The following is a 24,879-nucleotide window of genomic DNA, read 5'->3' as shown; positions in this document are numbered from 1 at the left end:
CTTTAATAGTGAATGACTTTTTCAACCGCCTGAATGATTCGTTCCGTATCAGGAAGATAGTGCTCCTCCAGTGAAAAAAATGGAACAGGTACATCAAAACCGCTCACTCTTGTAATCGGTGCCCGCAGGTATAGAAAAGACGTATCATTGATAACACCCATCACGTCATTTGCCAGTCCCCCGGTAGCATGTGCTTCCTGAACGATAACCGCTCTGCCTGTTTTCTGCACAGATTCTGCTATCGTTTCTTTATCCAGCGGATAGAGTGTTCTTAAATCAATCACTTCACAGCTGACTCCCGTCTGCTCAAGCTTCTCGGCAGCCTTGGAGGCCTGGGCTGCCATCGCTCCCCAGGCGATCAGGGTCACGTCACTGCCCTCTCTCCGCCTGGCCGCTTTCCCGATTTCCACTCTGTATTCACCCTCCGGCACCTCTTCCTTGCCTGCACGGTAGAGCCTTAACGGTTCAAGGAAGAGAACGGGATCCGGATCTTCGATGCTTGCGATGAGCAAGCCTTTTGCATCATATGGAGTGGACGGACAAACAACCTTCATTCCAGGCATGTGGGTAAACAGGGCTTCTGCGCTGTCAGAATGAATTTCCGGCGCCCGTATTCCGGCACCGTACGGAGCTCGGATCACCATTGGAACCGTGTATTTCCCCATCGTTCTCATTCGGATTCTGGTTGCATGGGTTGCGATTTGCTCATACGCCGGATAGATAAATCCGAGGAACTGGATCTCCGCTACTGGAATCATCCCATTGATTGCCATGCCGATTGCAGTCCCCATTAGCCCCGCTTCACTTAGCGGGGTATCCATCACCCGCTCTTCCCCAAACTCCTCCATCAGCCCTTCGGTTGCGCGGAATACCCCGCCGTTGCTCCCGATATCCTCGCCAAGCAGCACCACTTCTTCCTTCTTTTGAAGCATCGTACGGAGACCATCCGTAACAGCCTGAACCATTGTCAGCTTGTTTGTTTTCACTCTCATTTCCATGCTCATCGGCCTGCACCTCTTATTTGGTTCATGTATTCTTCCTTCTGCTCCCGAATTGTCCAGGTTGGCTCCGCAAATACATGGTCAAACAAATCATTGACATCAGGCGGAGGGAAGGCTTCCATTTCGGCAACGGCTCCTTCGATCTGTTCCTCTGCTTCCTTTTGCACGAGGTTCGCCCAATCGTCCTCCCAGATTCCCTCATTTTTCATATAGCGCTCAAGCCGGAGAAGCGGATCGATTGTCCTTTTTTTGCTCAGGCTTTCCTCCTGATTTCTGTACTTCTTCGGATCGTCTGCTGTCGTGTGGGCACCGTATCTCCACGTCACGGCCTCAAGCAATGTCGGCCCCTCTCCTTGCCTGGCGCGTTCGAGAGCCTGTTTCGTATAAAAATAAACCGCGAAAATATCATTGCCATCGATTCTGTAGCCCGGAATGCCGTAGGCAACAGACTTCTGAGCTATGGTCCTAGAATTCATCTGTTTTTCAATCGGCACGGAAATTGCGAAATGATTATTTTGATTAAAAAAGACAACCGGAGATTTAAAAACACTCGCAAAATTAAGTCCCTCGTGGAAATCTCCTTCAGATGTCGCCCCATCGCCAAAATAAACGATGGCAGCATTGCCGGTTCCTCTGCGTTTCTCAGCAAGAGCCGCCCCCGCAGCATGGGGAAGCTGGGTGGCGATCGGTACAGCGGGCGGAAAGATTCGTTTCCCGCTTGGAACGGTGCAGCCTTCCATTCTTCCGTTCCAATACAGCAAAACATGGGGAAGCGAGTGGCCGAAGGTAATTGCGGCAGCATGGTCACGATAGGTCGGAAACAGCCAATCGCGTTCCTTCAGAGCAGAGGCGCTGCCGACCTGCGCCGCTTCCTGGCCTTCAAACGGCGCATACGTGCCAAGCCGCCCCTGCCGCTGGAGGGATATCGCTTTCCGGTCAAACGTCCGTACGAGAATCATTTTTTCATACATTTCCTTTGTAAGAGACTCTGAGATATAGGATTTAAATTCCTCGTTTACAAGATTCCCGTTTTCATCCATAATCTGAATCATTTCAAATCCGTTTTCCATGCTTTCCCCTCCGCGTTATCGTTTAACGTTCCACTTCGGTTTCTGATCTGCCGTAAAAAAGCTGCTGCGATTCTTTCTTGCTTCAATCCGCTGTTCACAGAAAAGATCCGCGGCTTCTGCTGTACAAATGCTCCGGTCCTCGGAATGCTTGTAGACCTCTAAAAGGGAGGTGTAAATGGCTTTTGTTTTCGTCAGCACCCGCTGCTTATTCGGGCCGTACAGCTCATCGGCCACTTGAATCAGTCCTCCGGCATTCACGATGTAATCCGGGGCATAAAGGATCCCCCTTCTCCAAAGGTCCCCGCCGTGCTCCTCCCTTTCGAGCTGATTATTGGAAGAGCCCGCTACCGCCTTCACCTTCAGCATCCCGATTGTATGATCATTAAGTATTCCTCCAAGGGCACACGGAACAAAAACATCAGCATCCACTGCATAAATTTCGTCACCCTTTACCACTCTGACCGACCCCGGAAGCCCTTTTGCTTTTTGATTCAGCAGCTCGATCGCCGCTTCGTTAATGTCGGTCACAAAGACATCTGCCCCTTCCTCAAGAAGACGCTCCGCCACCTTGAAGCCGACCTTACCAAGCCCCTGAATGGCATACGTTCTTCCCTGAAGCGCATCATCTCCCCAAACCGCTTTATTCGTGGCCTTAATGCCATAAATAACTCCGAGTGAAGTCGGAACCGAGGAGTCGCCGCTGCCGCCGTATTCTTCAGGAATGCCCACGATGCAACGTGTTTCCTTCGAGGCATGAACGAAATCCTCCGGTGTGGTACCCATATCCGTTCCTGTATAAAACCGGCCCTTCAGCGATTCGACAAACTGCCCGAAAGCCCGGAACATTTCCGGTGATTTGTCTGTCAGCGGATCCCCGAGAATAACAGATTTCCCCCCGCCGAAATCCACATCCGCTGCTGCACATTTATAGGTCATGCCTTTGGATAGCCGCAGAACATCATTCATCGCTTCATCTATATTGGCATATGGCAGCATTCTGCATCCGCCAAGTGCCGGTCCGAGAGTTGTGTTATGTATCGCGATAATCGCTTTTAACCCTGTATGGGGATCGTTGCAGAACACCACTTGCTCGTGTCCGCTGATTTTAGCGAATACATCCATTCCCGCTGTCCCCCGTTCCTCCAATAAAGTAAACGCTTTCATTTTCTTCCTCCCTCAAGAGCCTGCTGAATTTTTGAAGAGATTTCTTCCTTCTGCAGGATGACCTGAACCACTTCTCCCTTTCCAATAAGCCTGTTATTCGTATACGCTTCAACATCCGTGTAAACCAGGTTTCTCTCTTTTTTCACAAGCGTTGCGACCACCCGTACAAGCGACCCCTCACCCGCAGGCGCAATGTGCTTCAGTTTTACCGAGGCTCCCATCCCCTCTTCCCAATCCTCTAAAAAAGGAAGAATGATCTTCCTCGATGCCCACTCCATACTGTGTACCATCGAGACAGTGGAATAGACGGGATGAACAACCTTCCCCTCAAATTGAGCGAACATATCCGGTGTAACCATCACTTCGCAGACAGCCTGGCAGCCTAGCTCCATTCCTTTTTTCATCTAACCCCGCCTTTACAAGCTGAATTCGACATAATATTACAATAATTGTTAATAACGTTTATTTAACGCAATCTTATCATTTCGTTATATAATTTTCAATCAAAAAAAAGAAGGATTTTACTCCTTCCTTTTATGCATTCAGCAGCGCCCGGTCATTGGCCATCTGCTCGCCCCGTATTCTTTGAAACTCGCTCATTAGTTTTTCAATGGTCAGCTCTTTTTTCTTCTCTTCGTCCACTGATAAAATAATCTGCCCTTTATCCATCATAATCAGCCGGTTGCCAAGGTCCAGCGCCTGTTGCATATTATGGGTCACCATAAGCGTCGTCAGTTCGTATTTGCTGACAATTTCCCTTGTTAAATTAGTAATGAGCTCCGCTCTGGACGGATCCAGTGCTGCCGTATGCTCATCCAGCAAAAGAATCGAAGGCTCTGTAAAGGTCGCCATCAGCAGGGAGAGCGCCTGTCTCTCCCCCCCGGAGAGCATGCCGACTTTCGCATTCATGCGATCCTCAAGGCCAAGATGCAGCGATTCTAGCGACTCTTTAAAAAAGTCACGGCGTTTTTTTGTAACCGCGGTTCCAAACCCCCGTTTTTTGTTTCTCGAATAAGCCATCGCCAGATTTTCCTCAATAGTCATAGAAGGCGCGGTTCCTGCCATCGGGTCCTGGAAAACCCTACCGATCAGTTTGGAGCGCTTATATTCAGGAAGCGCGGTTACATCCTTCCCTTCAATTTCAACGATACCGGTATCGGGCGGCAGGACGCCGGAAATCACGTTCATGACCGTTGATTTACCGGCTCCATTGCTACCGATGATGGTAACAAAATCGCCTTTCTCCAATGATAGATTAATTGAATCGAGGGCGATTTTCTCATCGAGTGTTCCTTCATTAAAAATTTTGTTAATCTGCTTTAGATGCAGCAATGGCCTCCCCCTCTCCATTTACACCGTGAAGGTCTTGCATCCGTTCTTTGTATCTCCGCGCTTTGCGTTTCTTCTGGCGGCGCTGCTCCATCACCTTTGGCATGATGAGGGCAAAAATAACAATCACGGCGGTAATGAGCTTCAGATCACCGGTATCAAGCCCTTCGACTTGAAGAGAAAGACTGATCACGATGCGGTAGATGACCGCCCCGCCAATAACGGCAAGCGTCGTTCTCGCAATCGTTTTTGTTCCGAATATGGCTTCGCCGATAATGACAGATGCGAGACCAATAATAATCATCCCGATCCCCATGCCGATGTCCGAAAACTTGGCATATTGGGCAACGAGCGCTCCGGACAGGGCGACCAGCGCATTTGATAGCCCCAACCCCAAAATGATCAGGGAGTCCGTATTGGCTGAAAAACTCCGGATCATCCGCTGATTGTCTCCGGTTGCCCGAATCGCCAGGCCTGTTTCTGTCTTAAGGAAGCGGTCTGTCAGCCATTTAATGAAAAATGTAACAATCAGCATGAACAGGAGGATGCCCCATCCGGAAGGGAGACTGCCTCCGAGCCCTACACTTGAAAGCAGGCTGTTCAGAGGAGCGTCAATGCCGATATTCTTTGTAAAATCAGAGATGGCTGTGAAAATCGTTTCCGAGTTTAGCAGAGGGATATTCGGAACCCCGATTGACGTTTCTGACGTCGTTCCCATAATCCGCAGATTAATCGAATACAGGGCAATCATCATGAGTATTCCCGAAAGAAGCGGATTGATTTTTCCTTTCGTATGCAGAACCCCTGTCATACATCCCGCTGCGAAGCCGGCCGCAATCGAGGCAGCGGTCGCAGCAACTGGATTAAATCCCAGGACAATCATGGCGGCTGCCACAGAGGCACCCGTCACAAAGCTTCCGTCCACGGTCAGGTCGGGAAAATCCAGTACCCTGAAGGAAAGATAGACACCAAGCGCCATAATTGCATAAATAATGCCCAATTCTACTGAACCGAATAATGCAGAAAACATGTTGAATCGCCCCTAACTGTTATTCCGTATATTCCGCCATTTTGTCCCATTCCGGCTTGATTTTGATTCCCATGGCTTCCGCTGCTTTTTTATTCATCATCAGCTTCAGCTTGCCTGGCACCTCAACTGGAATTTCACCTGGTTTCTTGCCTTCAAGAACCTGCGCAGCCATTTCGCCTGCCTGATATCCAATATCATAGTATTGGAATCCATATGCCGCGAAAGCTCCCCGTTTGAGGGAATCGAGATCTGCCGTCAGCAGCGGGATTTTTTTGTCATTTGAAACGGAGACAACAGACTCAATGGCTGAAATCACCGTGTTATCGGTAACGATATAAAAGGCATCCACTTTTCCGGCTAGTGATTCAGCAGCCTGCTTCACATCTGCGGTTGTGGATACAGAGGCAGTGACCGGTTCAAGGCCCAATTCCCCCATCACTTTTTTAACGGATTCAACCTGGGATACAGAGTTCTGCTCGCCGGCATTGTAGAGCATGCCTACTTTTTTGCCGCCAAGCTCTTCTTTTATGAATTTCATTGTACTTGGAATGGCTTCAGGGTGAGAATCAATGGTGCCCGTTACATTGCTGCCGGGTTTATCAAGAGAGGCGACCAGCTCAGCTCCGACCGGATCTGTTACAGAGCTGAAGATGATCGGAATATCTTTCGTAGCACTTAATGCTGCCTGGGAGCTTGGTGTGGAGTTCGCAAAGATGAGATCGGGCTTCTGGCTCACCAGGGTCGTGGCGATCGTCGTATTCGTACTGGCATCGCCCTGGGCATTTTTCACATCAAATTCAGCTTTAATCCCTTTATCCTCGAGCGCTTTTTTGAATCCTTTATACGCATCATCCAAGGATGGATGCTCGACAATCTGGGTAACACCGATTTTATACGTTTTGCCCGCACCGTCACCGCCTGTTTCTCCAGAAGCGCCTTCTTTATTTCCGCAGCCGCTTAGCATCAGACCGGCTGCCACTGCCATACCCAGCCAAACTTTCGTTTTCTTCCCCATTAAGATCCCCCTTTAATGTACAGCTCTTTTTGAAAAAAATTGAAAATCGCGTGCCGAAAATATGAACTTCGTTATTTCACCGTAATGGTATCATCAGGAAATTAGCCCGTCAATCTATTTTTAGAATATTGAAAATTCTCATTCCGCACTCTTAGACTCCACCCGATAGGCACCCAGGCGGCCGATTGTTCGCTCCATTTCTTCCTTCATACCCAAGATTAAATCCTTTACTGAAGGAACTTCTTTTATCAGCCCGGCAATTTGGCCGCTGTTCCAATACCCCTTTTGTTCATTGCCATGTATGGCACCAGCAATATGGAAATCCTCATTTGTTTGCTTATTGTATTCTTCAAGTGTCATCCCCTCGCGCTCCCGTTCGATGATCAAGCCCGTGTAAGAATTTTTCAGGACCCTTCTCACCCGGCCAACTGAACGGCCAATAATCATCGTCCCCGCATCATCCGCCTCAAGAAGACGCTCTTTATAAAGAGGAGAAAACGGCGCTTCCTTCGTCGCAATAAAACGCGTCCCCATCTGAACTCCTTCCGCTCCAAGGGCAAGCATTGCCGCAAGGGCTCTGCCATCGCCGATCCCGCCGGCAGCCACCACCGGAATCTGTACAGCATCCACCAGCTGCGGAATCAGGGTAAGCGTCGTCGTTTCCAAAGGGGAATTCAAGCCTGCCGCCTCATACCCTTCTCCAATTACCACATCGGCTCCTCCTGCCTCTGCCTTCCTCGCCTGTTTCACAGATGCCGTTACCGCCAGCACCTTTACTCCGTTCTCCTTAAAGTAAGGCGTGAACGGAGCCGGATTCCCGGCAGAAAGCGATACAGCATGCACCTTATGCTTAACAATCAGCCCGGCAATTTCCTTTGCATGCCCGGACACCGAAAGAGCAATATTCACAGCAAAAGGGCGGACCGTCCGCTCCTTCGTCTCCAGTATGATCCTTTCCACTTCATCGGGCGAGCGGGTACCCGCCCCAATCGTCCCAAGTGCACCAGCCTCAGAAATAGCCGCAGTCAGCTGAGCATTGCTGATGTTCCCCATACCGCCTTGGATGATGGGGACTTCGATATTTAAGATTTTGCATAGTTTGTTCATGGTGGGTGCTCCTTTATTAGTTTGGTAACGCTTACATTTTGGGTGACGGCGGAGGGGGTGCCTGACCCGCGCTCTATTAGTGTGCTAAAGCTATGGCACCTATTCTTCAATCCCTTGCTGTGCAAGGCTTAAAAGGGCAGCCCCTCTGTCCCCCGCTGCGGTGAAGATTGTGGGGACTGACACCGTACCTGACCCGCTGTCTGTTAGTGAGATAAAGCTATGGCACCTATTCTTCAATCCCTTGCTGTGCAAGGCTTAAAAGGGCAGCCCCTCTGTCCCCCGCTGCGGTGAAGATTGTGGGGACTGGCACCGTGTGTTTACTGTATTTACAGAGTGCGCGGAAACTTTTTGCACTGACCCCCGCTCTGCTAAAGCGCGAAACCTCCGTCCCCCCTGCTGTTCAAGTCAGCTGGGATAAGGGTTGGCGCCCTCTATGCTTGTTCCCCCAGTGCGTTACTATACTGAGGGTCAGTGCACTGCACTGACCCCCGCCCTGCTAAAGCACGAAACCTCCGTCCCCCCTTCTTTCCAAGTCAGCTGGGATAAGGGTTCGTCCGCTCCTTGCTCATTCCCCCGGCGCGTTGCTGCGCTGAGGGTCAGTGCAAGCAGAGTTGTTAACTGTCGCCCGCCCTACTTCTCCTCCACCAGCAAAGGATGCTGAAACACGTCATATTCGGAGTCCTTGTTGGTCAGCTCATTGCCCTCTTGGAATACCTCTTCAAAGAAGCGGCTTGCGGGTTCGGCGAGTTCCCTGTAGTAGCTGCTGAAGAGGGAGGCGGCGTGGCTGCCTAGCCATTTTTCCGGCAGCAGTTCCTCAGGGAGACCCGGGTCGCTGAATAGGAATTTGCGGTATTCGTGGACGAGCTTTGTGCGTTCGACGAAGCATTCGGCGTCGGTCATTTCGCCTTTTTGAATTTTGTTTTTGTCGATGATGTATTTTTGGCTGTATTCGGCGATGAAGGCTTCGTAGCGGTTGTTGATTTCGTTCAGGTCCCAGCATTCTTCGACGAGCTTTTTGTTTTCATGGGGCCCGTCGTATTGGGATACGAAAAAGTGAACGTATGGACGGATTTCATATTTGTCCATGAGGGCATAGACTTCTTTTGTCAGTTCGTTTGGGGATACCCAGCAGCTGTTGGCCATGGTTCCGAATCCGCTCCAGACGAGTTCTTTGCGCAGTTCGTCGCGGATGGCGCGCTTTTCTTCCGGGATTGAGTAGATGAAGAGCCTCCATTTGCCGTCCCATTGATCGGGGCTGAGCTTGAAGATTCGCTTGGCTGCTTCCTCCATGCGGATGGAGCCGCGTTCGGTTAAAAAGTAGTGGCTTTTGTTGCCGATTTTTTTGGATGTGACCCAGCCTTGCTTGTTCATTCTTGATATGGCGGCGCGGACGGACTGTTCGTTGTGCCCGAATTCCTTGAGGAGGCGGATCAGGCTGCCGATCCATATTTCATTGCCGTAATGGCGGATGTAGTCTCCGTATAACGTAAAGATCATCGATCTCGTGTTGATGGTGCTGTTCATTGCATTCACTACTCTCTGTCAAAAGTTAAGCGCTCTATTATCCTCCATTTGACAATGAAATGTTCGCTTCTGTCAATACCTTTCCTTTACTTGCCCATAAATTCGGGAGTGCGTTTTTCGGAAAAGGCGAGGAGCGCTTCTCTTCTGTCATAGGTTGGAATGGTTTGCTCGTATGCTTCCGCTTCAATGTTCAGCCCGCTCTCCAGATCCGTTTCCATTCCAGCACTGATCGCGTATTTTGCCTGCTCCACCGCCACTGGGCCGTTTCTTAATATTTCATTGGCGAGTTGCTCGCACTCCTCCATTAATACGGGTCCCGGGACGGTCCTTGTTAAAATACCGTACTGATAAGCCTGCTCGGCATCCATTTTTCGGGCGGTCAGAATCAGTTCCTTTGCCCGGGCTTCGCCAATTAAACGGGGCAGCCGCTGGGTTCCTCCCGCTCCGGGAATGATAGCCCAGCTTGTTTCCGTCAGGCCCATTTTGGAATGGCTGGCTGCAAGGCGGAAATCACAGGCAAGCATCAGCTCGAAGCCTCCGCCAAATGCGTAGCCGTTAACTGCCGCAATGGTCACCTGAGGAAGCTTGGAAATTTCGTGGAAAACGGTTCTGATTTTAGATACATTCCGACGAACATCCTCCTCGCCAAGTGTGAGTCTTTCCTTTAGATCAGCGCCGGAGCTGAAGGATTTATCGCCGGCCCCTGTAAAAATGACAACCCTGATTTCCCGGTCATGACGAAGTTCTTCAGTCAATACACCGAGCTCAGACAGCATCTCAAAGTTAAAGCAGTTAAGCGATTCGGGACGGTTCAGGGTGACATACGCAATTCCGTTTTTCTTTTCAAAAATCAGGTTTTTCAACGCGTTTCCTCCTATTCAATGTTTTCAATAATCGTCGCAATACCCTGCCCTACGCCGACACACATGGCGGCGAGTCCGAATTGAACGCGCTGCCTTTTCATTTCGTATAAAAGGGTCGTTAAAATTCGCGCTCCGCTTGCTCCGAGGGGATGGCCGAACGCAATGGCGCCGCCATTGACGTTGACTTTTTTCCGGTCCAATCCGAGCTCATTTATGCATGCAAGCGATTGGGAGGCGAAGGCTTCATTCAGTTCTGTCAGTCCAATATCGCCGACGTTTAGGCCGGCACGGGACAGCGCTTTTTTCACAGCATGCACCGGTCCCATTCCCATGATGGACGGTTCGAGACCGGCAACTGCGGACACCCTGTATTTTGCGAGCGGCTGTAACCCAAGCTCTCTCGCTTTCTCTGAGCTCATCATCAGCAGGGCAGCCGCCCCGTCATTTACTCCGGATGCATTTCCTGCTGTTACGGTACCACCCGGAAACAGCGGCTTGAGTGATGCCAGTTTTTCGAGAACCGTTTCCGGACGGGGATGTTCATCCTGAACCACCGAATGTTCATTTCCTTTTCGGTCGCGGATGGAAACCGGAATGAGTTCCTGCTGAAACCGGCCGCTTTCCATCGCTTTTGCCGCTTTCATCTGACTTTCATAGGCAAACTGATCCTGTTCCTCTCTTGTGATGCCAAACTGCTGCGCCACGTTTTCGGCCGTTTCCGGCATGGAATCTGTGCCGTACTTCTCTTCCAGCCTTCTATTGATAAAGCGCCATCCAATGGTTGTATCCAGCAGCTCCATGCTTCCTCTTGGAAAATCAGATTCGGGCTTGCCCATCACGAATGGCGCGCGCGTCATGCTTTCCGTTCCGCCCGCAATGTAAATATCCCCTTCTCCTGCTAAAATGGCCCTTGCCGCATAGTTTACGGCATCTAGTCCTGAACCGCACAGCCGGTTGATGGTGGTGCCAGCCGTTTCAACAGGGAGACCGGCAAGAAGCGCGGACATGCGCGCGACGTTCCGGTTATCCTCTCCCGCCTGGTTCGCGCATCCGAATACGACTTCTTCAATGCCTTCAATCCCTTTGTTCCGTTCAAGAAGTCCTCTTATGACAATCGCACCTAAATCATCCGGCCGAATGGTTTTTAAAGCCCCTTTATACCGGCCGATCGGCGTCCGGACGGCATCAACAATGACTGCTTCATGCACAGCAGGTTCCTCCTTTATTTGTCTGTGTAGTCATAAACGCCTTTCCCTGATTTGCGTCCGAGTCTTCCCGCTTTCACGTATTGAACAAGGAGCGGTGCCGGTCTGTACTTTTCTCCAAGCGTGGCATGCAAATAGTTCAGGTTATTCAGCCTTGTATCCAGCCCTACAAGGTCTCCAAGCTCAAACGGCCCCATCGGATAATTCAGCCCGAGGCGGATGGCTTTGTCGATTTCTTCTGCCGAACCGACGCCTTCCTGAAGCATGTAGAACGCTTCGTTCCCGACGAGGGCACTGATTCTGCTCGTGACAAAGCCCGGGAATTCATTGATCATCACGGTTTCCTTCTTCATTTTTTTGGCCGCTGACTTAATGGCTTCAGCCGTTTCGTCGCTCGTTTCAAGGCCTCTGATGATTTCGATGAGGGGCATTTTATGTACAGGATTGAAAAAGTGCATCGCAATGACATTTTCCGGCCGCTTTGTAAAGGATCCGATTTCGGTCGGACTCATCGTCGAGGTGTTCGTAGCAAAAAGGCAATGCGACGGTGCATTGGCGTCGAATATCTCAAAAACAGCCTGCTTGATTTCTTTTTTCTCAGGAACAGCTTCTATTATCAGGTCAGCATGCTTTGCCGCCTCTTCAAGGCTTGCGGAATAGGCCAGCCGCGCCTTTGCATCAGCAGCCTGATCCTCCGTCATGATTTCCCGGATAAGCGCCTTCTGAAAGATGCCATTGATTTCTTGTTTGGCACTCTCCAGTGCTTCTTCCTTCACATCTGCCAGCACAACGTGAAAGCCGCCTGCAGCGGCTACATAGGCGATGCCTCTTCCCATAACCCCGGAGCCGGCAACCATTATTTGTTCGATCACGATCGGTTTCCCCCTTTTATAGAAAAAAGGCGAGCGGCCCCCAAGATGGGAAAACGCTCGCTATTGGACTTGCCTTTTATACGTTAAAGAAATTCAGCGGACGGGTGCCGAAGTATGAAAGGACACTTTTCGTTTCGGTATACAAATCAAGGGTTTCGACGCAAAGCTCGCGTCCGAATCCGGACTGCTTGTAGCCGCCGAACGGTGTCCCAGGGAAAGCGGAAATCGGGCTGTTCACCATCACGATGCCAGCTTTGATTTCGTTTGCCACGCGAGTAGCGCGCGCCTGGTTTGTTGTCCAAATCGCTGAACCAAGGCCATAAATCGTATCATTGGCAAGGGCCAGCGCTTCTTTTTCTCCATTAAATTTCATCACCACGACGACCGGTCCGAAAATTTCCTCCTGAACGGATTTCATGTCATGATTCACGTTCGTGATGATGGTCGGCTCATACCAGTATCCATCCTCAAAGCCTTCCACCGTCGCTGCTTTTCCGCCTGTCACAATGGTCGCTCCGTCCGCGATCGCCGATTGAACGTAGCCATCGATTGTTTCAAGCTGATCCTTGCTGATGATTGCACCAATATGCGTTTCTTCATTAAAAGGGTTGCCAAGCTTCAGCTTTTTTGCCTTTTCCGTAAATTTTTCCATGAACTCGTCATAGATGCTTTCTTCGACATAAAGGCGGGATCTCGCTTCACAGGACTGGCCGGTGTTGTAGAAGATTCCGTAAAGGGAGCCTGCGACCGCCGCCTCGATGTCTGCGTCTTCGAATACGATGTTCGGGGATTTTCCGCCAAGCTCAAGTGTAACCCGCTTCAGCGTCTGGCTTGCTTTGGCCATAATATCTTTTCCGATTGGAGTAGACCCGGTAAAGGCCACTTTATCCACTTCCGGATGCTCAACGAGGTAATTTCCGATCGTCGAGCCTGCTCCCGGTATTACGTTGACGACTCCTGGAGGAAGTCCCGCTTCATGGCAGATCTCTGTAAGGACGATGGCCGTAAGCGGAGTCAGGCTTGCCGGCTTCAATACAACACAGCAGCCTGCCGCAATAGCCGGAGCGACCTTCCACGCTGCCATCATCAGCGGATAGTTCCAGGGAATAATTTGCGCGCAGACGCCGACCGGCTCCTTTTGCGTATAGTTGAAAAATTGACCTGGAACGTTGTTAACATCGCCGCGGTGGCCGACGATCGCCCCTGCGTAAAATTCGAAATCCTCAATCGCCTGCATAACCTGGCCCTGAGCAGCTGACAGGGCTTTTCCCGTATCGAGAATTTCAAGCTCGACCAGTTCGTTGAATCGCAATCTCATAATTGAAGCAATTTTGTTCAGTACGCGGGAGCGTTTGCCGATTGGGGTACGCTTCCATTTGCCGCTGTCAAAAGCGGCTCTTGCTGCTTTGACAGCGCGGTCTGCGTCTTCAATGGAGGCTTTCGCCACAACCGCTACGGCATCACCGGTTGCCGGGTTGTATGTAGTAAAGGTTTCATCTGATTTGCTGTCCACCCGTTCCCCGTTAATCAATAGCTGATACGTTTCGCGAATTGTTGGAGATGTTTCGAACTTTTTGTCTTTAACTGTACTCATGTTCATCACTCCTGATTTTTATTTTCCGGAAAACTGCGGTTTTCTTTTTTCCAAAAAGGCAGTTGTCCCTTCGCGGTGGTCAGCTGAAAGACCGGCGATCCGCTGATACTGCGCTTCCTTTTCAAGCATGTCATCAAGGCTTGAGGTGAAGCTGTCCCTGATGGCCCGTTTAATCAGGCCGATGGCGGCAGTCGGCATGGCCGCCAGTCTTTCAGCAAATGCGGTCACTTCCTGCTGCAGCAGCTCGGGTTCTGTTACGCGGTAGACGAGACCAAGATCCTTCGCCTGCTGAGCGGCCACTTTTTCACCAAGAATCGCAAGCTCCAGCGCTTTAGCGGTTCCTACGATTCTCGGAAGGTAATAGTGGTTGCCTGAATCCGGCACAAGACCGACGTGGATAAAGGATTGAATAAAACTCGCTTTCTCTGAAGCAATACGAAAATCACAGGCTAGGGCCAAACTGAATCCGGCACCCGCTGCTACTCCATTAACCGCTGCAATGACCGGTTTTTCAAAAGCGGCCAGCGCCCGGACCATCGGATTGTAGCGGTTCCTTAAAATATCTCCATGATTGGTTTCTTCCCCGATGCTTCCCAAATCCTCACCGGAACAGAATGCCCTTCCTTCACCAGTGATCACTACACAGCGGATGGCTTCATCCGAAGCTGCTCCCTTTAATGCCTGAGTGATTTCTTTATTCATCTGCGCGGTAAAAGCATTTAGTTTATCGGGCCGGTTTAGAGTAAGCCAGGCCACGCCGTTTTTCGTTTCAAACTTAATCGCTTCGTACATACAGACCCCCTACTTCCCCTTAAATGAAGGACGCCGCTTTTCCTGGAACGCGCTCATGCCTTCTTTCTGGTCTTCTGATGAAAAAAGCAGGCTGAAGTTCTTCCGTTCAAATTGCATCCCTTCGTAAACGGAGTAATCCAGCGCCTTGTATACGGCCTCTTTGCTTAAACGAATGGAAAGCGGCGCTTTTTCTGAAAGGCGTGCTGCAAATTTCATCGTTTCTTCTATTAAAAGCTCCGGCGCGAACAGGCGGTTGACGACTCCAAAGCGCTCGGCTTCCTGTGCGGTCATCGTTTCCCCTGTCCAAATGTACTCGAGTGCCTTCGTTTTCCCCATAAGTTTTGTCAGCCGCTGTGTTCCGCCGGCTCCCGGCATGACGCCGAGATTCACTTCCGGAAAACCGAATTTCGCGGTGTCCGCAGCAAACAGCAGGTCGCAGGCAAGGGCAAGTTCAAACCCTCCGCCTAAAGCGAAGCCATGAACGGCCCCGATGATCGGCTTCTTGATAACCGTAATCCGGTCCCAATCAACAAATTGGTTGAGCAGCTCCATCCGGACGGAATCCTCATTGGCCATTTCATCGATATCGGCCCCCGCTGCGAACGCTCTGCCACTTCCGGTCAGAACGGTCACCCGGACATCATCTCGCCGGTCAAATTCTTCCAGCGTTTCCGCAATTTCACGGATCATTTGCCGGTTGAGTGCATTCAGAACCTTTGGCCGGTTCAGTGTAATCAGGCCGATGTTTCCGTGCACCGCCGTTTCAAGCAGGTTATCCATTATGCTCTTCACCGAAGAAGAAGGTGACAAGGTTCCCGGCAAATTTCATAACGTCCTTTCCTGAAGCTTTGGATTCATCTGTTTTAGAAGCTTCCTTGAATGCATGCTTGCTTTCATAAAACATCTCGCACATTAAGTAGTACTCGCTCTCACCCATTGGAGAACCGGTGATTTTCGTGATTTTCACGTCCTGAAGGCCGGGGATTTTCTGTGTCAGCGGAATGTGAGTGTTGAAGTAGTACTCATCAAAGCTTTGTGTATCCTCTGGTTTTTTAAATAGGGCGACCATTTTGAACATGTTCATCTTCTCCTTTTTTCTACATTAATGTAGAGATTGGTTTCATCGCTTCAAACGGGTTCTTGCAAGACTTGCAGTACAAAATGCTTCGGCAGGCTGTTGGACCGAATATATTTTCCAAGGTTGTATAACCTGAACCGCAATAAGGGCAATCCACCTTCCACATGCCGGTTTCTTCAAAAAACACCGGGGGCGGGGCAATACCGAATTCCTTCAGCCGTTCACGGCCTTCATCGGTGATCCGGTCAGAGGTCCACGGCGGACTGTAAATGAAATCAACCTGGACAGATTGAATGTCTTCAAGCTCCATAATAGCGCTTACAATATTTTTTTTTATGATTTCAAGGGCCGGGCATCCCATGAATGTCGGCAATGCTTTCACCGTCGCAATACCGGATTCATAGTGAACGGACTCGATCATTCCAAGATCTATGACACTGACAGAGGGGATTTCAGGGTCCTTCACGGTTTGCAGTACCGTTAGGATTTTGTCTTTTATCTCTTTTTCCATATGTGTGAATGCCCCCTTACCAGACGGCCGAAGGGTCACTTCGATATACCTCCGATAACACCTCGAGTGCCGACTTTAAATCCTCCGTGTGCTCTCCATTCCGGCCGTTGCCGGATTTCATGCCGCTTGGTGCCGGCTCCGGAAGCTGAACCTGTTCAAAAATCAGCTTGATTTTGGAGTAAAACCGCTTCTTCAGCAGCTCTTCTCCTTCGATCAGCCCATGCTTCGCCAGCTCCCCGCCAACAGCACCAAACGTCAGCACTCCCTCAAAATCCTCCCACACCTTCTCAATGGCTCTTACCATCCTCGTTTTTGCTTCCCCTCCTGAAAGGGTCAGCTGCCTGAACCACGTTTCCCAGTGCATTAAGTGATAATACTGCTCCATGTTGATTTTCACTGCTGCCTGGGCAAGAGGTTCATAGGATGAGTTTTTCAAGGATTCGAGTTTGATTTTTTTATAGAGATCGTAAAAATAGTTTCGTACGACCGTGAATGCCCAGTCATACCTCGGTTCCTCTAAATAGGTACCCGGACCGTTGACCTCCTCTAGAATGATTGCGTTCTTCCGTTCATGAACGGGCCTTGAATGGGCCAGAGCATCAGCCGGGCCAAACCCGAGCTGTTCGAGCAGCTGATAGTAAATGGCCGCGTGCCCCATCGTATCCTGATTGATTGACGAGTACGCGATATCCTCTTCAATATGAGGGGCAAGGCCGAGCCATTCCGAGCCTCTGTAAGCCGTGATGAAATCATCATCGGCAAGCTGGAAAAGGAGCTCTGACAAAGCCTTCCTATATTCATCATTTTGTTTTGCCTCAAGGGCATCGTGAACGATTGTCATTTGCTCTCCTCACCCCAGGACAAAATCTCTTTTTCATCAAGCATCCCCTGCTCATATTCACGCCATTTTTTCTTTAAATAGCCGTAGCCTTTTGTCGTCCGGTAATCTTTATTATCAAGCCGGGCGAGCGATTCGCGCTCATCCTCCGTCATTTTCCGGATGTCTGACCGCTTGACTACCCAAATATCCGCAACCGGCTCGCGGCGCATAAAGTTTTCCTGAGCCATCACGGCCGCCAGCTCATGGTTCGGTGCAAGCAGGCTGAACTGGTATTGCATAGCAGCCGATGGCGTTCGCTTGCTGAACACCTCAAACACTTCAAAAAACTCTGTCCTTTGCTTTTCCGTCATGTGGTCAACCCCCTGCTACATCGCATTCTGGCTTTTCATGTTCAGGGCATCGAGCACCCATTTATTGTTTTCATAGGCAAGCTTGCGGAGACGAAGGCGCTCCTTCGATTTAGGCCCGTTGTTTTTAATGATGTTTTTGAATTCATTCCAGTCCGGCTGCTTATAAATCCACAGCTTCTGATCTTCATCGAAGTGCATCGTTTCATCCGGAAGCGTCAAACCGATGGAAAGAACCCTTGGGATATACTTTGTGAAAAAATCCTGCCGGAGCTGTTCATTTGTTTTCGTTCTGATTTTGTACTTAATGGTCGTATCCTGTTTGGATGAACCGGTTGTGGCGGCACTTGCCGGACCGAAAAACATAAGCAGCGCCTCCCACCAGCGGTTCAGGGAGTCCTGGATCATCGCCTTCTGTTCCGGCGTTCCTTCTGTTAATGCGAGAATAATGGATTCCCCGTGCTGCGCATGGAAAACCTCTTCCGCACAGATTCGCTGCAGCGCTTTAGCATAAGGGCCATAAGAGGCTCCGAGCATATTTGTCTGCGAAATAATAGCCGCACCATCCACGAGCCAGCCGATTAATCCGGCATCCGCCCATGTCGGGGCTTCCATGTGGAAGACATTATGAAACTTTAAATCTCCGCTGAACAGATCCTCCATTATGTCTTCTCTTGTTTTTCCAAGCGGAGCCATCAAGTCTTCTGTCACGCGAAGCAGCATTTGTCCGTGCCCCATCTCATCCTGAACCTTCGCCATAATGCCGAGCTTTCTCCTTAAGGACGGGGCTTTTGGGACCCATTCCTTTTCTGGAAGCGCTCCCATTATTTCGCTGATGCCATGCATGGAAATCAGTTTGATCAAAGTCAGTCTGTAATCATCCGGCATCCAGTCGTCTGCTTCAATTTTTTCGCCGGCTTCAATTCTCTCCATAAACCGATTGTACTTCTCCTGGTCGGTCCGCTGATTAAACGAGGAAGTAACGCTCACCGCAATACCCCTTTCAAATTATATGACGATTTTATAACGTTATTATATATTATCATTATATTATATTCAATAATTTTCCTAAAGCTACGCAAAAGCCTGAGGAAAACGCGCATCTATTATTCTTACAGCCTTTCCCTCCGACCTTGGAATCGACTTCGGTGCAAGAATGCGCACATCAATGGATACAAGACAGGACGACCTCATCAGCTGCTGAATATGCCTCTGCAGTTCACCGATTTTCTCATGGGTGAGATCCATCTTCACCTCTGCGTAAAGACCATCGTTTATTTCTACATGCAGGGTCACTTCGTCAAGCGGCCCCTGCTTGTGAAGGTGCAGCTGATAGTGAGGGCTGATTTCAGGTACTGTAATCAGGTAGTGCTCAATTTCTGACGGAAATACATTGATGCCTCTGATAATCAGCATGTCATCAATACGGCCCTTGATTCTGGACATGCGCGCCGTTGTCCTCCCGCATTTGCACGGCTCTCTCGTAATGGAAGCAATGTCTCCGGTCCGGTAGCGGATAATCGGAATTGCTTCTTTCTTCAAACTCGTGAATACGAGCTCGCCAGGCTGTCCATCAGGCACCGGCTCCAAAGTGTCCGGATCGATGACCTCTGCCAGAAAGTGATCCTCGGCTATATGCAGTCCGTCCTGTGCTTCGTGGCATTCCATCGCCACCCCCGGCCCCATCACTTCACTCAGCCCATAAATATCGCATGCTTTTATGCCTAGCCGATCCTCAAGCGTTCTTCGCATCTCCTCCGACCAGGGCTCTGCTCCGAATATGCCGTATTGAAGAGAGGATGAACGCGGATCCTTCTCCAGTTCCCTCATCCGTTCCGCGATATTCAGCGCATAGGAAGGGGTGCAGCAGATCACCTCAGGCTGCAAATCCTCGATAAGCGTAATTTGACGGTCTGTATTCCCAACGGATACCGGGACAACGGCCATTCCAAGCCTTTCACCGCCAGCATGCAGTCCAAGTCCGCCGGTGAAAAGACCGTATCCATAGGCATTGTGCAAAATCCCATCCGGCGTCCCGCCTCCTATTGCGATCGCTCTTGCAGCTAAATCCGCCCAGCTTTCTATATCTTGTTTCGTATACCCCACAATCGTCGGCTTTCCTGACGTGCCCGAAGAGGCATGGATACGGATGAGATCCTTTCGATCTGCCGCAAATAATCCGAACGGGTAATGCTTTCGCAAATGCTTTTTTTGAGTAAAAGGCAGCTTTTGTATATCTTTCAGCTGCTGAATCTGATCCGGGGTAATACCTGCTTTTCTCAGCCATTCCTTGTAAAATGGGCTTTTCTCATAAACAGTGCGAACCGTTTTTTTCAAATCCTCCAGCTGCTGATCCTCCAAAGCATGCCTTGCAAGCGTCTCTTCCCTATGAAAAATCAACCATATGCCCCCTTAAGTAACATTTCATTTTTACATGACGTTTATTTATCGACGTATTTAAAAAACGTTATATTTGCACTATCAGCATACATCGCTCGAAAAGGAGCGTCAATTACTTTCTGAAAATTCTATCTTTAAAAACTTAAAGCGATTCAGGTGCTTGTTCACTGCTTTTCTTGTTGATTCGGAAAATACTAAAATCCATCTTTCGAACCAAACTCCTTAACATAGCAGGCACAAATGTAATATGCATGTAAAACAGTTCACATCCACTTTTACTGATTAACACCCGTTTTCTGAATAGTCTAATCATCCCCCTTCTTTTCTCCCGATCATCGGAAACACACCATTCATGGGACTTGGAAACGCGAACATAAAGGAACCGGTTCCACATTTAATGAATCCTTCTATTAAAAGTAAACGAATACATAGTCTTTCATTTTACTGCTCACCTTCCTTTACCAAATCTATATCTTTAGTCATGTGCAGATGTAAACAAAGTCCATTATTATATTAGAACGGTTACTTTTGGCCAGTTTGACGAGAAACTGCACAGCCTTTATTCTGTAGTTGCATGCGGAACCGGTTCTGCAAAATGCTGCGCTCAAGTGGTTCAGTCACTTGTTTTACAGATGCAGCCATCATTTATGTATTTCTTACAGTCCCTTGTCCCTTGAGTTTTACGGAAGGAAAAGTTAACTAAAACATTTAAGAAATGAGGACGATTATGAACATCCAGACGATTCTTAAACGCACGACAGCATTAACTCTTACTTCTGCTTTAGTATTAGGCGGGGGCGCTCAGGCTTTCGCTCAAGAATACAAGGATCAAAATAAAACATACGGCCAGGGCGAACTGACCCGTGAGGATATGGGCAAGATCCCAGGACAAATCGCTAAAGATAAAGCGCGCTACACAGTCCCTCAGTTCGACGAAAAGAAAATCAAAAACATTGAATCTGCAGTCGGCTATGATAAAGATGGAAACAAGATCATGCTTGATGTGTGGGACACTTGGCCTCTAGCGAACGCTGACGGAACCGTTGCAGATTATAAAGGATACGACATCGTTTTCGGTCTTGCTGGTGACCCTAAAGACGCAAATGATACATCGATCTATATGTTCTATAAGAAAAAAGGTGATGAATCCATTGACGCTTGGAAAAATGCCGGAAAAGTTTTTGAGAACGATAAAGTGAACCCTAATGATCCTCATCTGAAAAACAAAGATCAGGACTGGTCCGGTTCTGCGATTATGACAGAAGATGGCGAAATGCGTTTGTTCTACACAAACCGCTCTGATCGCGAAGCAGGCAAACAAACGATTACAACTGCACAAGTGAACATGTCACAGCCTGCATCCGGAGAATTGAAAGTGAACGGAGTATCTGACCACAAGTCCATCTTTGACGGAGACGGCGAACTCTATCAAACGATTAAGCAGTTTACGGACGGCGGCGGAATGGAATCCGGCGATAACCATACGCTAAGAGATCCTCACTATATTGAAGAAAACGGTAAAAAATATCTTGTATTTGAAGCAAATACAGGTACTGAAACAGGCTACCAAGGGGAACAATCTTTATTTAACCGTGCCTACTACGGCGGAGATAAGTCCTTCTATGAAGCGGAAAAAGAAAAGCTAATGAACAGTGATAAGAAGAAAACAGCTGAGCTTGCAAACGGAGCAATGGGTATCATCGAACTAAACAATGACTACACTTTGAAAAGCGTGAAAAAGCCATTGCTTACTTCCAACACCGTAACAGATGAAATCGAACGTCCAAACATCTTCAAGCATGAAGGCAAATGGTACCTCTTCACTGATACACGCGGTGCTAAAATGACAATCGACGGTGTAGATAATGAAGATATCTACATGCTTGGCTATGTAGCAGATTCACTAACAGGGAAATTCAAGCCTCTGAACGGTACAGGCATTGTGCTTCACCATGACCTGGACCCGAATGACAAAACGTTCAACTATGCACACTATGCAATTCCGCAAAAATCCGGTGATGACTTTGTTGTAACAAGCTACATTACTAACAGAGGATTCTTCGAGGATCAGAAATCTTCATTCGCACCAAGCTTCTTACTGAACATTGACGGCGATCAGACTTCTGTTGTGAAAGATAGCATTCTTGAACAGGGACAGCTTGAAGTCCCAGTTGAAAAAAAGTCTAAATAAGACAACTTAAGAAGAACGGAAAATGGTGAGTTTATTCTCACCATTTTCTTTTATCTATTCCAGAAAGGAGCAATTGAAGTGAACAAGTATCTATTTAATAGAAGAACGATAACATGGTTCGCCATTGCTGCCTTGACCATTGCTCTTCTGCTCATTTTTGCCCCGAAAGGAACTGAGGTAAAAAAAACACAAAATGAAAAGGAAGAACCGCCTCAGGAAGCTTCATCCAATCGCCCAGCATACCATTTCAGCACGCCTGAAAAGTGGAAAAATGACCCTCAAAAGCCGATCTTCATCGATGGAAAATATCACTACTATTATTTATACAACGGGAATTATCCTGACGGAGGCGGCACCGAGTGGCGGCATGCTTCATCTGAGGATCTCGTGACCTGGAAGGATGAAGGCATAGCGATTCCGAAGTTCTCCAATAAAAACGGGGACATATGGTCCGGTTCTGTTGTAGAGGATAAAAACAATTCGGCAGGATTTGGAAAAGGAGCCATTGTGGCTGTCGTTACCCAGCCTTCAGCCGATGGCGGCAAACAGGAACAATATTTGTGGTACAGCACCGACCGGGGGAAAACCTTTCAATCTTTCAGCGAAAAGCCGGTCATGTCTAATCCGGGAACAGAGGTCTTCCGGGATCCCAAAATCATTTGGGATGAAGAGAATCAAAAATGGATGATGACCATGGCTGAAGGTGATAAAATCGGTTTTTATGAAACTAAAAATCTTAAGGACTGGTCTTTTACCGGAGAATTTAAAACCCAAAACATCGGCCTCCTCGAATGCCCTGATTTATTCAGAATGCGAGCAGATGATGGAACCGTCAAATGGGTTCTGGGCGCCAGTGCCAACGGGAAGGCAGCCGGAAAACCAAATACGTATGCGTATTGGACAGGGAATTATGACGGGAAGAGTTTTACCCCTGATTCCGCTGAGCCGCAATGGCTCGATTATGGATTTGACTGGTACGGCGGTGTGACGTTTGAGGATGGAAAAAGCGAAGATCCACTGAATAAGCGATATGGATTGGCCTGGATGAACAATTGGGATTACCCGCATAATACCCCGACAGTAAAAGAGAATTTTAACGGCGTTGATTCCATCGTCCGTGAAATTCAAATGAAAAAACAGGGAGATCAGAGCTACAGTCTGACTTCCATGCCGGTTGAGGCATTAGATCAGCTGACAGAATCAAAGCAAACGGCAGAAAGAACAGAGGTTGATGGGGCTAAAACACTTGATATAAAAGGAGAAGCCTATCAGTTCGAGGCCGATATCAGCTGGTCCGATGCTCAAAACCTCGGATTGAGACTGAGAGAGTCCAATGATAAGGCCCGGCACATTGACGTCGGCTTCCTCCCGGCTGAAGGCCTGTCCTACGTAAACAGGGGGCAAACCGATCAGCCAGACGGGAGCAGGAAATTTATTGAAAGCAAAGCACCCTTTGATGCCGGAAAGAAAAAGGTTCATGTAAAGGTCCTCGTTGACAAAACGACGGTTGAGGTCTTTGTTGATGACGGCAAGACGGTTCATTCAAGTCAGGTGTTCCCTAAACAAGAGGATCAGGGAATCACCCTTTTCTCTGAAGGCGGACCTTCCGTTTTTGAAAATATGGAGGTTAAACATTTCCGTCCAGCGAACCGATAAAAAATATAGCTGACTAAGAGGCTGGTGTCTAAATGACCCGGCCTCTTTTGCAAGTCTGATAACGCAAAGTTTTTTCCGCGTTTTGACAATTTTTGATATAATATGCACAAGACCGATTATGGAAAGGAAACCGTGATGATTGAGACAAGCCGCCTGAACCGGGGCAAGCAAAAGAAAAGCAAGAAAAAAAAGCGCAAGGTCATATCCCTGATCTTCCTCCTTCTTCTAATCAGTGCTGCCCTCTATTTTTATTTTCAATATAAATCTGCTCTTAACGTGTCTATGAAAGCGACTGGTGTCTCCCAAAAGCAAGTAGAGTTTAACGGGGTTCAAACAAAAGGCAAAATGAATGTACTGCTGCTTGGGATAGACTCCCGCGGCGAAGAAAAATCCCGCACTGATACCATTATGATCGGGCAATATGATCATGATGCGAAAACGGCGAAGCTCGTATCCATTATGAGAGATTCATATGTTGATATACCGGACCACGGAAAAATGAAAATCAACTCAGCTTATTCCATTGGCGGAGCGGAGCTTCTAAGGAAAACCATCAAGGAAAACTTCGATGTGGATGTTCAATACTACGCTCTAGTCGATTTTAATGGATTCTCTCAAATCATCGACACCGCCTTCCCGGAAGGACTGGAAGTCAATGTTGAAAAACGGATGTCCAAGGATATCGGCATGATCCTGGAACCCGGCTTGCAGCGTCTTGATGGAAAACAGACACTCGCCTATGTTCGGTTCAGAAAAGATGCCCAAAGCGACTTTGGACGGATCCAGCGCCAGCAGGAGATTCTCGGAAAAGTGACAAAGGAGCTCCTTACGATTAATGGTGTAGTGAAAGCACCGCAATTGCTCGGTACCATCCAGCCCTTCATTAATACAAATATTGATTCTGGAGAAGTTCTGTCCCTTGCTACGTCCTATCTGAGCAATCGGGATGAAGGAATAAAAACACTCAGAATTCCTATTGATGGTGCGTATGAACCGAAGAGATTCCAGCGGGCAGGAGCGGTTCTGGATCTGGATTTGGACGAAAATAAAGCAGCACTACAAGAGTTTTTGGGAGAAAATCAATAAACAATGAGAACTGCTGCGGCAGTTCTTTTTTTTATGCAGAACAGAAGCTTTTCAGGAGGAGTATCCTGCAACGTTTCATGACAAAGGAACGATTTCGACGGCACCCGACAAGGCTGTACAGGATTCTGTACCTAATGAACCGATTTTACAAAATCATACAAATGTTTCAAGGGCATCTATTTCGAATGCCGAATTACTTAACT

General features: G+C 48.6%; 24 protein-coding genes. 3 read left to right on the top strand and 21 right to left on the bottom strand.

Annotated features, from left to right (window positions below; genetic code table 11):
- Positions 1-2 precede the first annotated feature (2 nt).
- The 21 genes from WCV65_RS02100 to WCV65_RS02000 all read right to left on the bottom strand — a co-directional run bounded on the left by WCV65_RS02100 (position 3) and on the right by WCV65_RS02000 (position 19,743).
- Entirely contained in the window at positions 3-998 is a 996-nt protein-coding gene (locus WCV65_RS02100; protein ID WP_338782119.1) for an alpha-ketoacid dehydrogenase subunit beta, read from the bottom strand.
- A 2-nt stretch (positions 999-1,000) separates the two neighbouring features.
- The gene (pdhA, locus tag WCV65_RS02095) at positions 1,001-2,071 is read right to left on the bottom strand and encodes a pyruvate dehydrogenase (acetyl-transferring) E1 component subunit alpha (protein WP_035408329.1); all 1,071 of its coding nucleotides are present in this window, start codon (positions 2,069-2,071) and stop codon (positions 1,001-1,003) included.
- A gap of 15 nt (positions 2,072-2,086) precedes the next feature.
- The gene (locus WCV65_RS02090; RefSeq protein ID WP_338779631.1) at positions 2,087-3,235 is read right to left on the bottom strand and encodes a Glu/Leu/Phe/Val dehydrogenase; all 1,149 of its coding nucleotides are present in this window, start codon (positions 3,233-3,235) and stop codon (positions 2,087-2,089) included.
- Entirely contained in the window at positions 3,232-3,639 is a 408-nt protein-coding gene (locus WCV65_RS02085; protein WP_338779630.1) for a thioesterase, read from the bottom strand. Before WCV65_RS02085 ends, WCV65_RS02090 begins: the two co-directional genes overlap by 4 nt.
- 130 nt (positions 3,640-3,769) lie before the next feature.
- Positions 3,770-4,567, bottom strand: coding sequence for an ABC transporter ATP-binding protein (locus WCV65_RS02080; protein ID WP_338779628.1), 798 nt, complete (start codon positions 4,565-4,567; stop codon positions 3,770-3,772).
- On the bottom strand, positions 4,545-5,594 hold the full coding sequence (locus WCV65_RS02075) for an ABC transporter permease (RefSeq protein ID WP_338779626.1): 1,050 nt from the start codon (positions 5,592-5,594) through the stop codon (positions 4,545-4,547). The genes WCV65_RS02080 and WCV65_RS02075 overlap by 23 nt, the downstream gene beginning before the upstream one ends.
- Before the next feature lie 19 nt (positions 5,595-5,613).
- On the bottom strand, positions 5,614-6,609 hold the full coding sequence (locus tag WCV65_RS02070) for an ABC transporter substrate-binding protein (RefSeq protein WP_338779625.1): 996 nt from the start codon (positions 6,607-6,609) through the stop codon (positions 5,614-5,616).
- 138 nt (positions 6,610-6,747) lie between these two features.
- On the bottom strand, positions 6,748-7,716 hold the full coding sequence (locus WCV65_RS02065; protein ID WP_338779624.1) for a nitronate monooxygenase: 969 nt from the start codon (positions 7,714-7,716) through the stop codon (positions 6,748-6,750).
- Positions 7,717-8,346: 630 nt separating this feature from the next.
- The gene (gene paaX / locus WCV65_RS02060) at positions 8,347-9,228 is read right to left on the bottom strand and encodes a phenylacetic acid degradation operon negative regulatory protein PaaX (RefSeq protein WP_035408436.1); all 882 of its coding nucleotides are present in this window, start codon (positions 9,226-9,228) and stop codon (positions 8,347-8,349) included.
- 98 nt (positions 9,229-9,326) lie between these two features.
- Positions 9,327-10,103, bottom strand: coding sequence for an enoyl-CoA hydratase-related protein (locus WCV65_RS02055; protein ID WP_338779623.1), 777 nt, complete (start codon positions 10,101-10,103; stop codon positions 9,327-9,329).
- An 11-nt stretch (positions 10,104-10,114) separates the two neighbouring features.
- Positions 10,115-11,311 carry an acetyl-CoA C-acyltransferase gene (locus WCV65_RS02050; RefSeq protein ID WP_338779621.1) on the bottom strand — a complete coding sequence of 399 codons (1,197 nt, stop codon included), beginning with the start codon at positions 11,309-11,311 and terminating at the stop codon, positions 10,115-10,117.
- Between the two features lie 14 nt (positions 11,312-11,325).
- Positions 11,326-12,180, bottom strand: a complete 855-nt coding sequence (locus tag WCV65_RS02045; RefSeq protein ID WP_338779619.1) for a 3-hydroxyacyl-CoA dehydrogenase — start codon at positions 12,178-12,180, stop codon at positions 11,326-11,328.
- Positions 12,181-12,256: 76 nt separating this feature from the next.
- On the bottom strand, positions 12,257-13,774 hold the full coding sequence (locus WCV65_RS02040; RefSeq protein WP_338779617.1) for an aldehyde dehydrogenase family protein: 1,518 nt from the start codon (positions 13,772-13,774) through the stop codon (positions 12,257-12,259).
- Positions 13,775-13,792: 18 nt separating this feature from the next.
- Entirely contained in the window at positions 13,793-14,566 is a 774-nt protein-coding gene (locus WCV65_RS02035) for an enoyl-CoA hydratase-related protein (RefSeq protein WP_338779615.1), read from the bottom strand.
- A 9-nt stretch (positions 14,567-14,575) separates the two neighbouring features.
- Complete coding sequence (locus WCV65_RS02030; protein WP_338779613.1) at positions 14,576-15,346, bottom strand: enoyl-CoA hydratase-related protein; 771 nt, start codon at positions 15,344-15,346, stop codon at positions 14,576-14,578.
- Positions 15,339-15,644, bottom strand: coding sequence for an EthD family reductase (locus tag WCV65_RS02025; RefSeq protein ID WP_338779611.1), 306 nt, complete (start codon positions 15,642-15,644; stop codon positions 15,339-15,341). The genes WCV65_RS02030 and WCV65_RS02025 overlap by 8 nt, the downstream gene beginning before the upstream one ends.
- Before the next feature lie 19 nt (positions 15,645-15,663).
- Entirely contained in the window at positions 15,664-16,155 is a 492-nt protein-coding gene (gene paaD / locus WCV65_RS02020) for a 1,2-phenylacetyl-CoA epoxidase subunit PaaD (protein WP_338779609.1), read from the bottom strand.
- Between the two features lie 16 nt (positions 16,156-16,171).
- Complete coding sequence (gene paaC / locus WCV65_RS02015; RefSeq protein ID WP_338779607.1) at positions 16,172-16,996, bottom strand: 1,2-phenylacetyl-CoA epoxidase subunit PaaC; 825 nt, start codon at positions 16,994-16,996, stop codon at positions 16,172-16,174.
- The gene (gene paaB, locus WCV65_RS02010; RefSeq protein ID WP_035408362.1) at positions 16,993-17,346 is read right to left on the bottom strand and encodes a 1,2-phenylacetyl-CoA epoxidase subunit PaaB; all 354 of its coding nucleotides are present in this window, start codon (positions 17,344-17,346) and stop codon (positions 16,993-16,995) included. The genes paaC and paaB overlap by 4 nt, the downstream gene beginning before the upstream one ends.
- A 15-nt stretch (positions 17,347-17,361) precedes the next feature.
- The gene (gene paaA, locus WCV65_RS02005) at positions 17,362-18,333 is read right to left on the bottom strand and encodes a 1,2-phenylacetyl-CoA epoxidase subunit PaaA (RefSeq protein ID WP_338779605.1); all 972 of its coding nucleotides are present in this window, start codon (positions 18,331-18,333) and stop codon (positions 17,362-17,364) included.
- Positions 18,334-18,417: 84 nt separating this feature from the next.
- On the bottom strand, positions 18,418-19,743 hold the full coding sequence (locus WCV65_RS02000; RefSeq protein ID WP_338779603.1) for an AMP-binding protein: 1,326 nt from the start codon (positions 19,741-19,743) through the stop codon (positions 18,418-18,420).
- A 727-nt stretch (positions 19,744-20,470) separates the two neighbouring features.
- Here WCV65_RS02000 and WCV65_RS01995 point away from each other — a divergent pair.
- From WCV65_RS01995 to WCV65_RS01985, 3 genes are all read left to right on the top strand, one after another.
- Entirely contained in the window at positions 20,471-21,934 is a 1,464-nt protein-coding gene (locus tag WCV65_RS01995) for a glycoside hydrolase family 68 protein (RefSeq protein ID WP_338779601.1), read from the top strand.
- 138 nt (positions 21,935-22,072) lie between these two features.
- Positions 22,073-23,590: a glycoside hydrolase family 32 protein gene (locus WCV65_RS01990; protein ID WP_338782115.1), complete on the top strand. Its 1,518-nt coding sequence runs from the start codon at positions 22,073-22,075 to the stop codon at positions 23,588-23,590.
- 135 nt (positions 23,591-23,725) lie between these two features.
- Positions 23,726-24,676, top strand: coding sequence for an LCP family protein (locus WCV65_RS01985; protein WP_338779599.1), 951 nt, complete (start codon positions 23,726-23,728; stop codon positions 24,674-24,676).
- Positions 24,677-24,879 lie beyond the last annotated feature (203 nt).

Source organism: Metabacillus sp. FJAT-52054 (genome assembly GCF_037201815.1).
Lineage (GTDB): Bacteria > Bacillota > Bacilli > Bacillales > Bacillaceae > Metabacillus_B > Metabacillus_B sediminis.
This window is presented reverse-complemented; position numbering and strand designations above follow the sequence as displayed.

Bases quoted from the DNA above. Each gene is read 5' to 3' on its own strand.
- WCV65_RS02100 (WP_338782119.1), bottom strand. From the start codon at position 998: ATGGAAATGAGAGTGAAAACAAACAAGCTGACAATGGTTCAGGCTGTT.
- pdhA (WP_035408329.1), bottom strand. From the start codon at position 2,071: ATGGAAAACGGATTTGAAATGATTCAGATTATGGATGAAAACGGGAAT.
- WCV65_RS02090 (WP_338779631.1), bottom strand. From the start codon at position 3,235: ATGAAAGCGTTTACTTTATTGGAGGAACGGGGGACAGCGGGAATGGAT.
- WCV65_RS02085 (WP_338779630.1), bottom strand. From the start codon at position 3,639: ATGAAAAAAGGAATGGAGCTAGGCTGCCAGGCTGTCTGCGAAGTGATG.
- WCV65_RS02075 (WP_338779626.1), bottom strand. From the start codon at position 5,594: ATGTTTTCTGCATTATTCGGTTCAGTAGAATTGGGCATTATTTATGCA.
- WCV65_RS02070 (WP_338779625.1), bottom strand. From the start codon at position 6,609: ATGGGGAAGAAAACGAAAGTTTGGCTGGGTATGGCAGTGGCAGCCGGT.
- WCV65_RS02065 (WP_338779624.1), bottom strand. From the start codon at position 7,716: ATGAACAAACTATGCAAAATCTTAAATATCGAAGTCCCCATCATCCAA.
- WCV65_RS02040 (WP_338779617.1), bottom strand. From the start codon at position 13,774: ATGAGTACAGTTAAAGACAAAAAGTTCGAAACATCTCCAACAATTCGC.
- WCV65_RS02035 (WP_338779615.1), bottom strand. From the start codon at position 14,566: ATGTACGAAGCGATTAAGTTTGAAACGAAAAACGGCGTGGCCTGGCTT.
- WCV65_RS02030 (WP_338779613.1), bottom strand. From the start codon at position 15,346: ATGGATAACCTGCTTGAAACGGCGGTGCACGGAAACATCGGCCTGATT.
- WCV65_RS02025 (WP_338779611.1), bottom strand. From the start codon at position 15,644: ATGTTCAAAATGGTCGCCCTATTTAAAAAACCAGAGGATACACAAAGC.
- paaD (WP_338779609.1), bottom strand. From the start codon at position 16,155: ATGGAAAAAGAGATAAAAGACAAAATCCTAACGGTACTGCAAACCGTG.
- paaC (WP_338779607.1), bottom strand. From the start codon at position 16,996: ATGACAATCGTTCACGATGCCCTTGAGGCAAAACAAAATGATGAATAT.
- paaB (WP_035408362.1), bottom strand. From the start codon at position 17,346: ATGACGGAAAAGCAAAGGACAGAGTTTTTTGAAGTGTTTGAGGTGTTC.
- WCV65_RS01995 (WP_338779601.1), top strand. From the start codon at position 20,471: ATGAACATCCAGACGATTCTTAAACGCACGACAGCATTAACTCTTACT.
- WCV65_RS01985 (WP_338779599.1), top strand. From the start codon at position 23,726: ATGATTGAGACAAGCCGCCTGAACCGGGGCAAGCAAAAGAAAAGCAAG.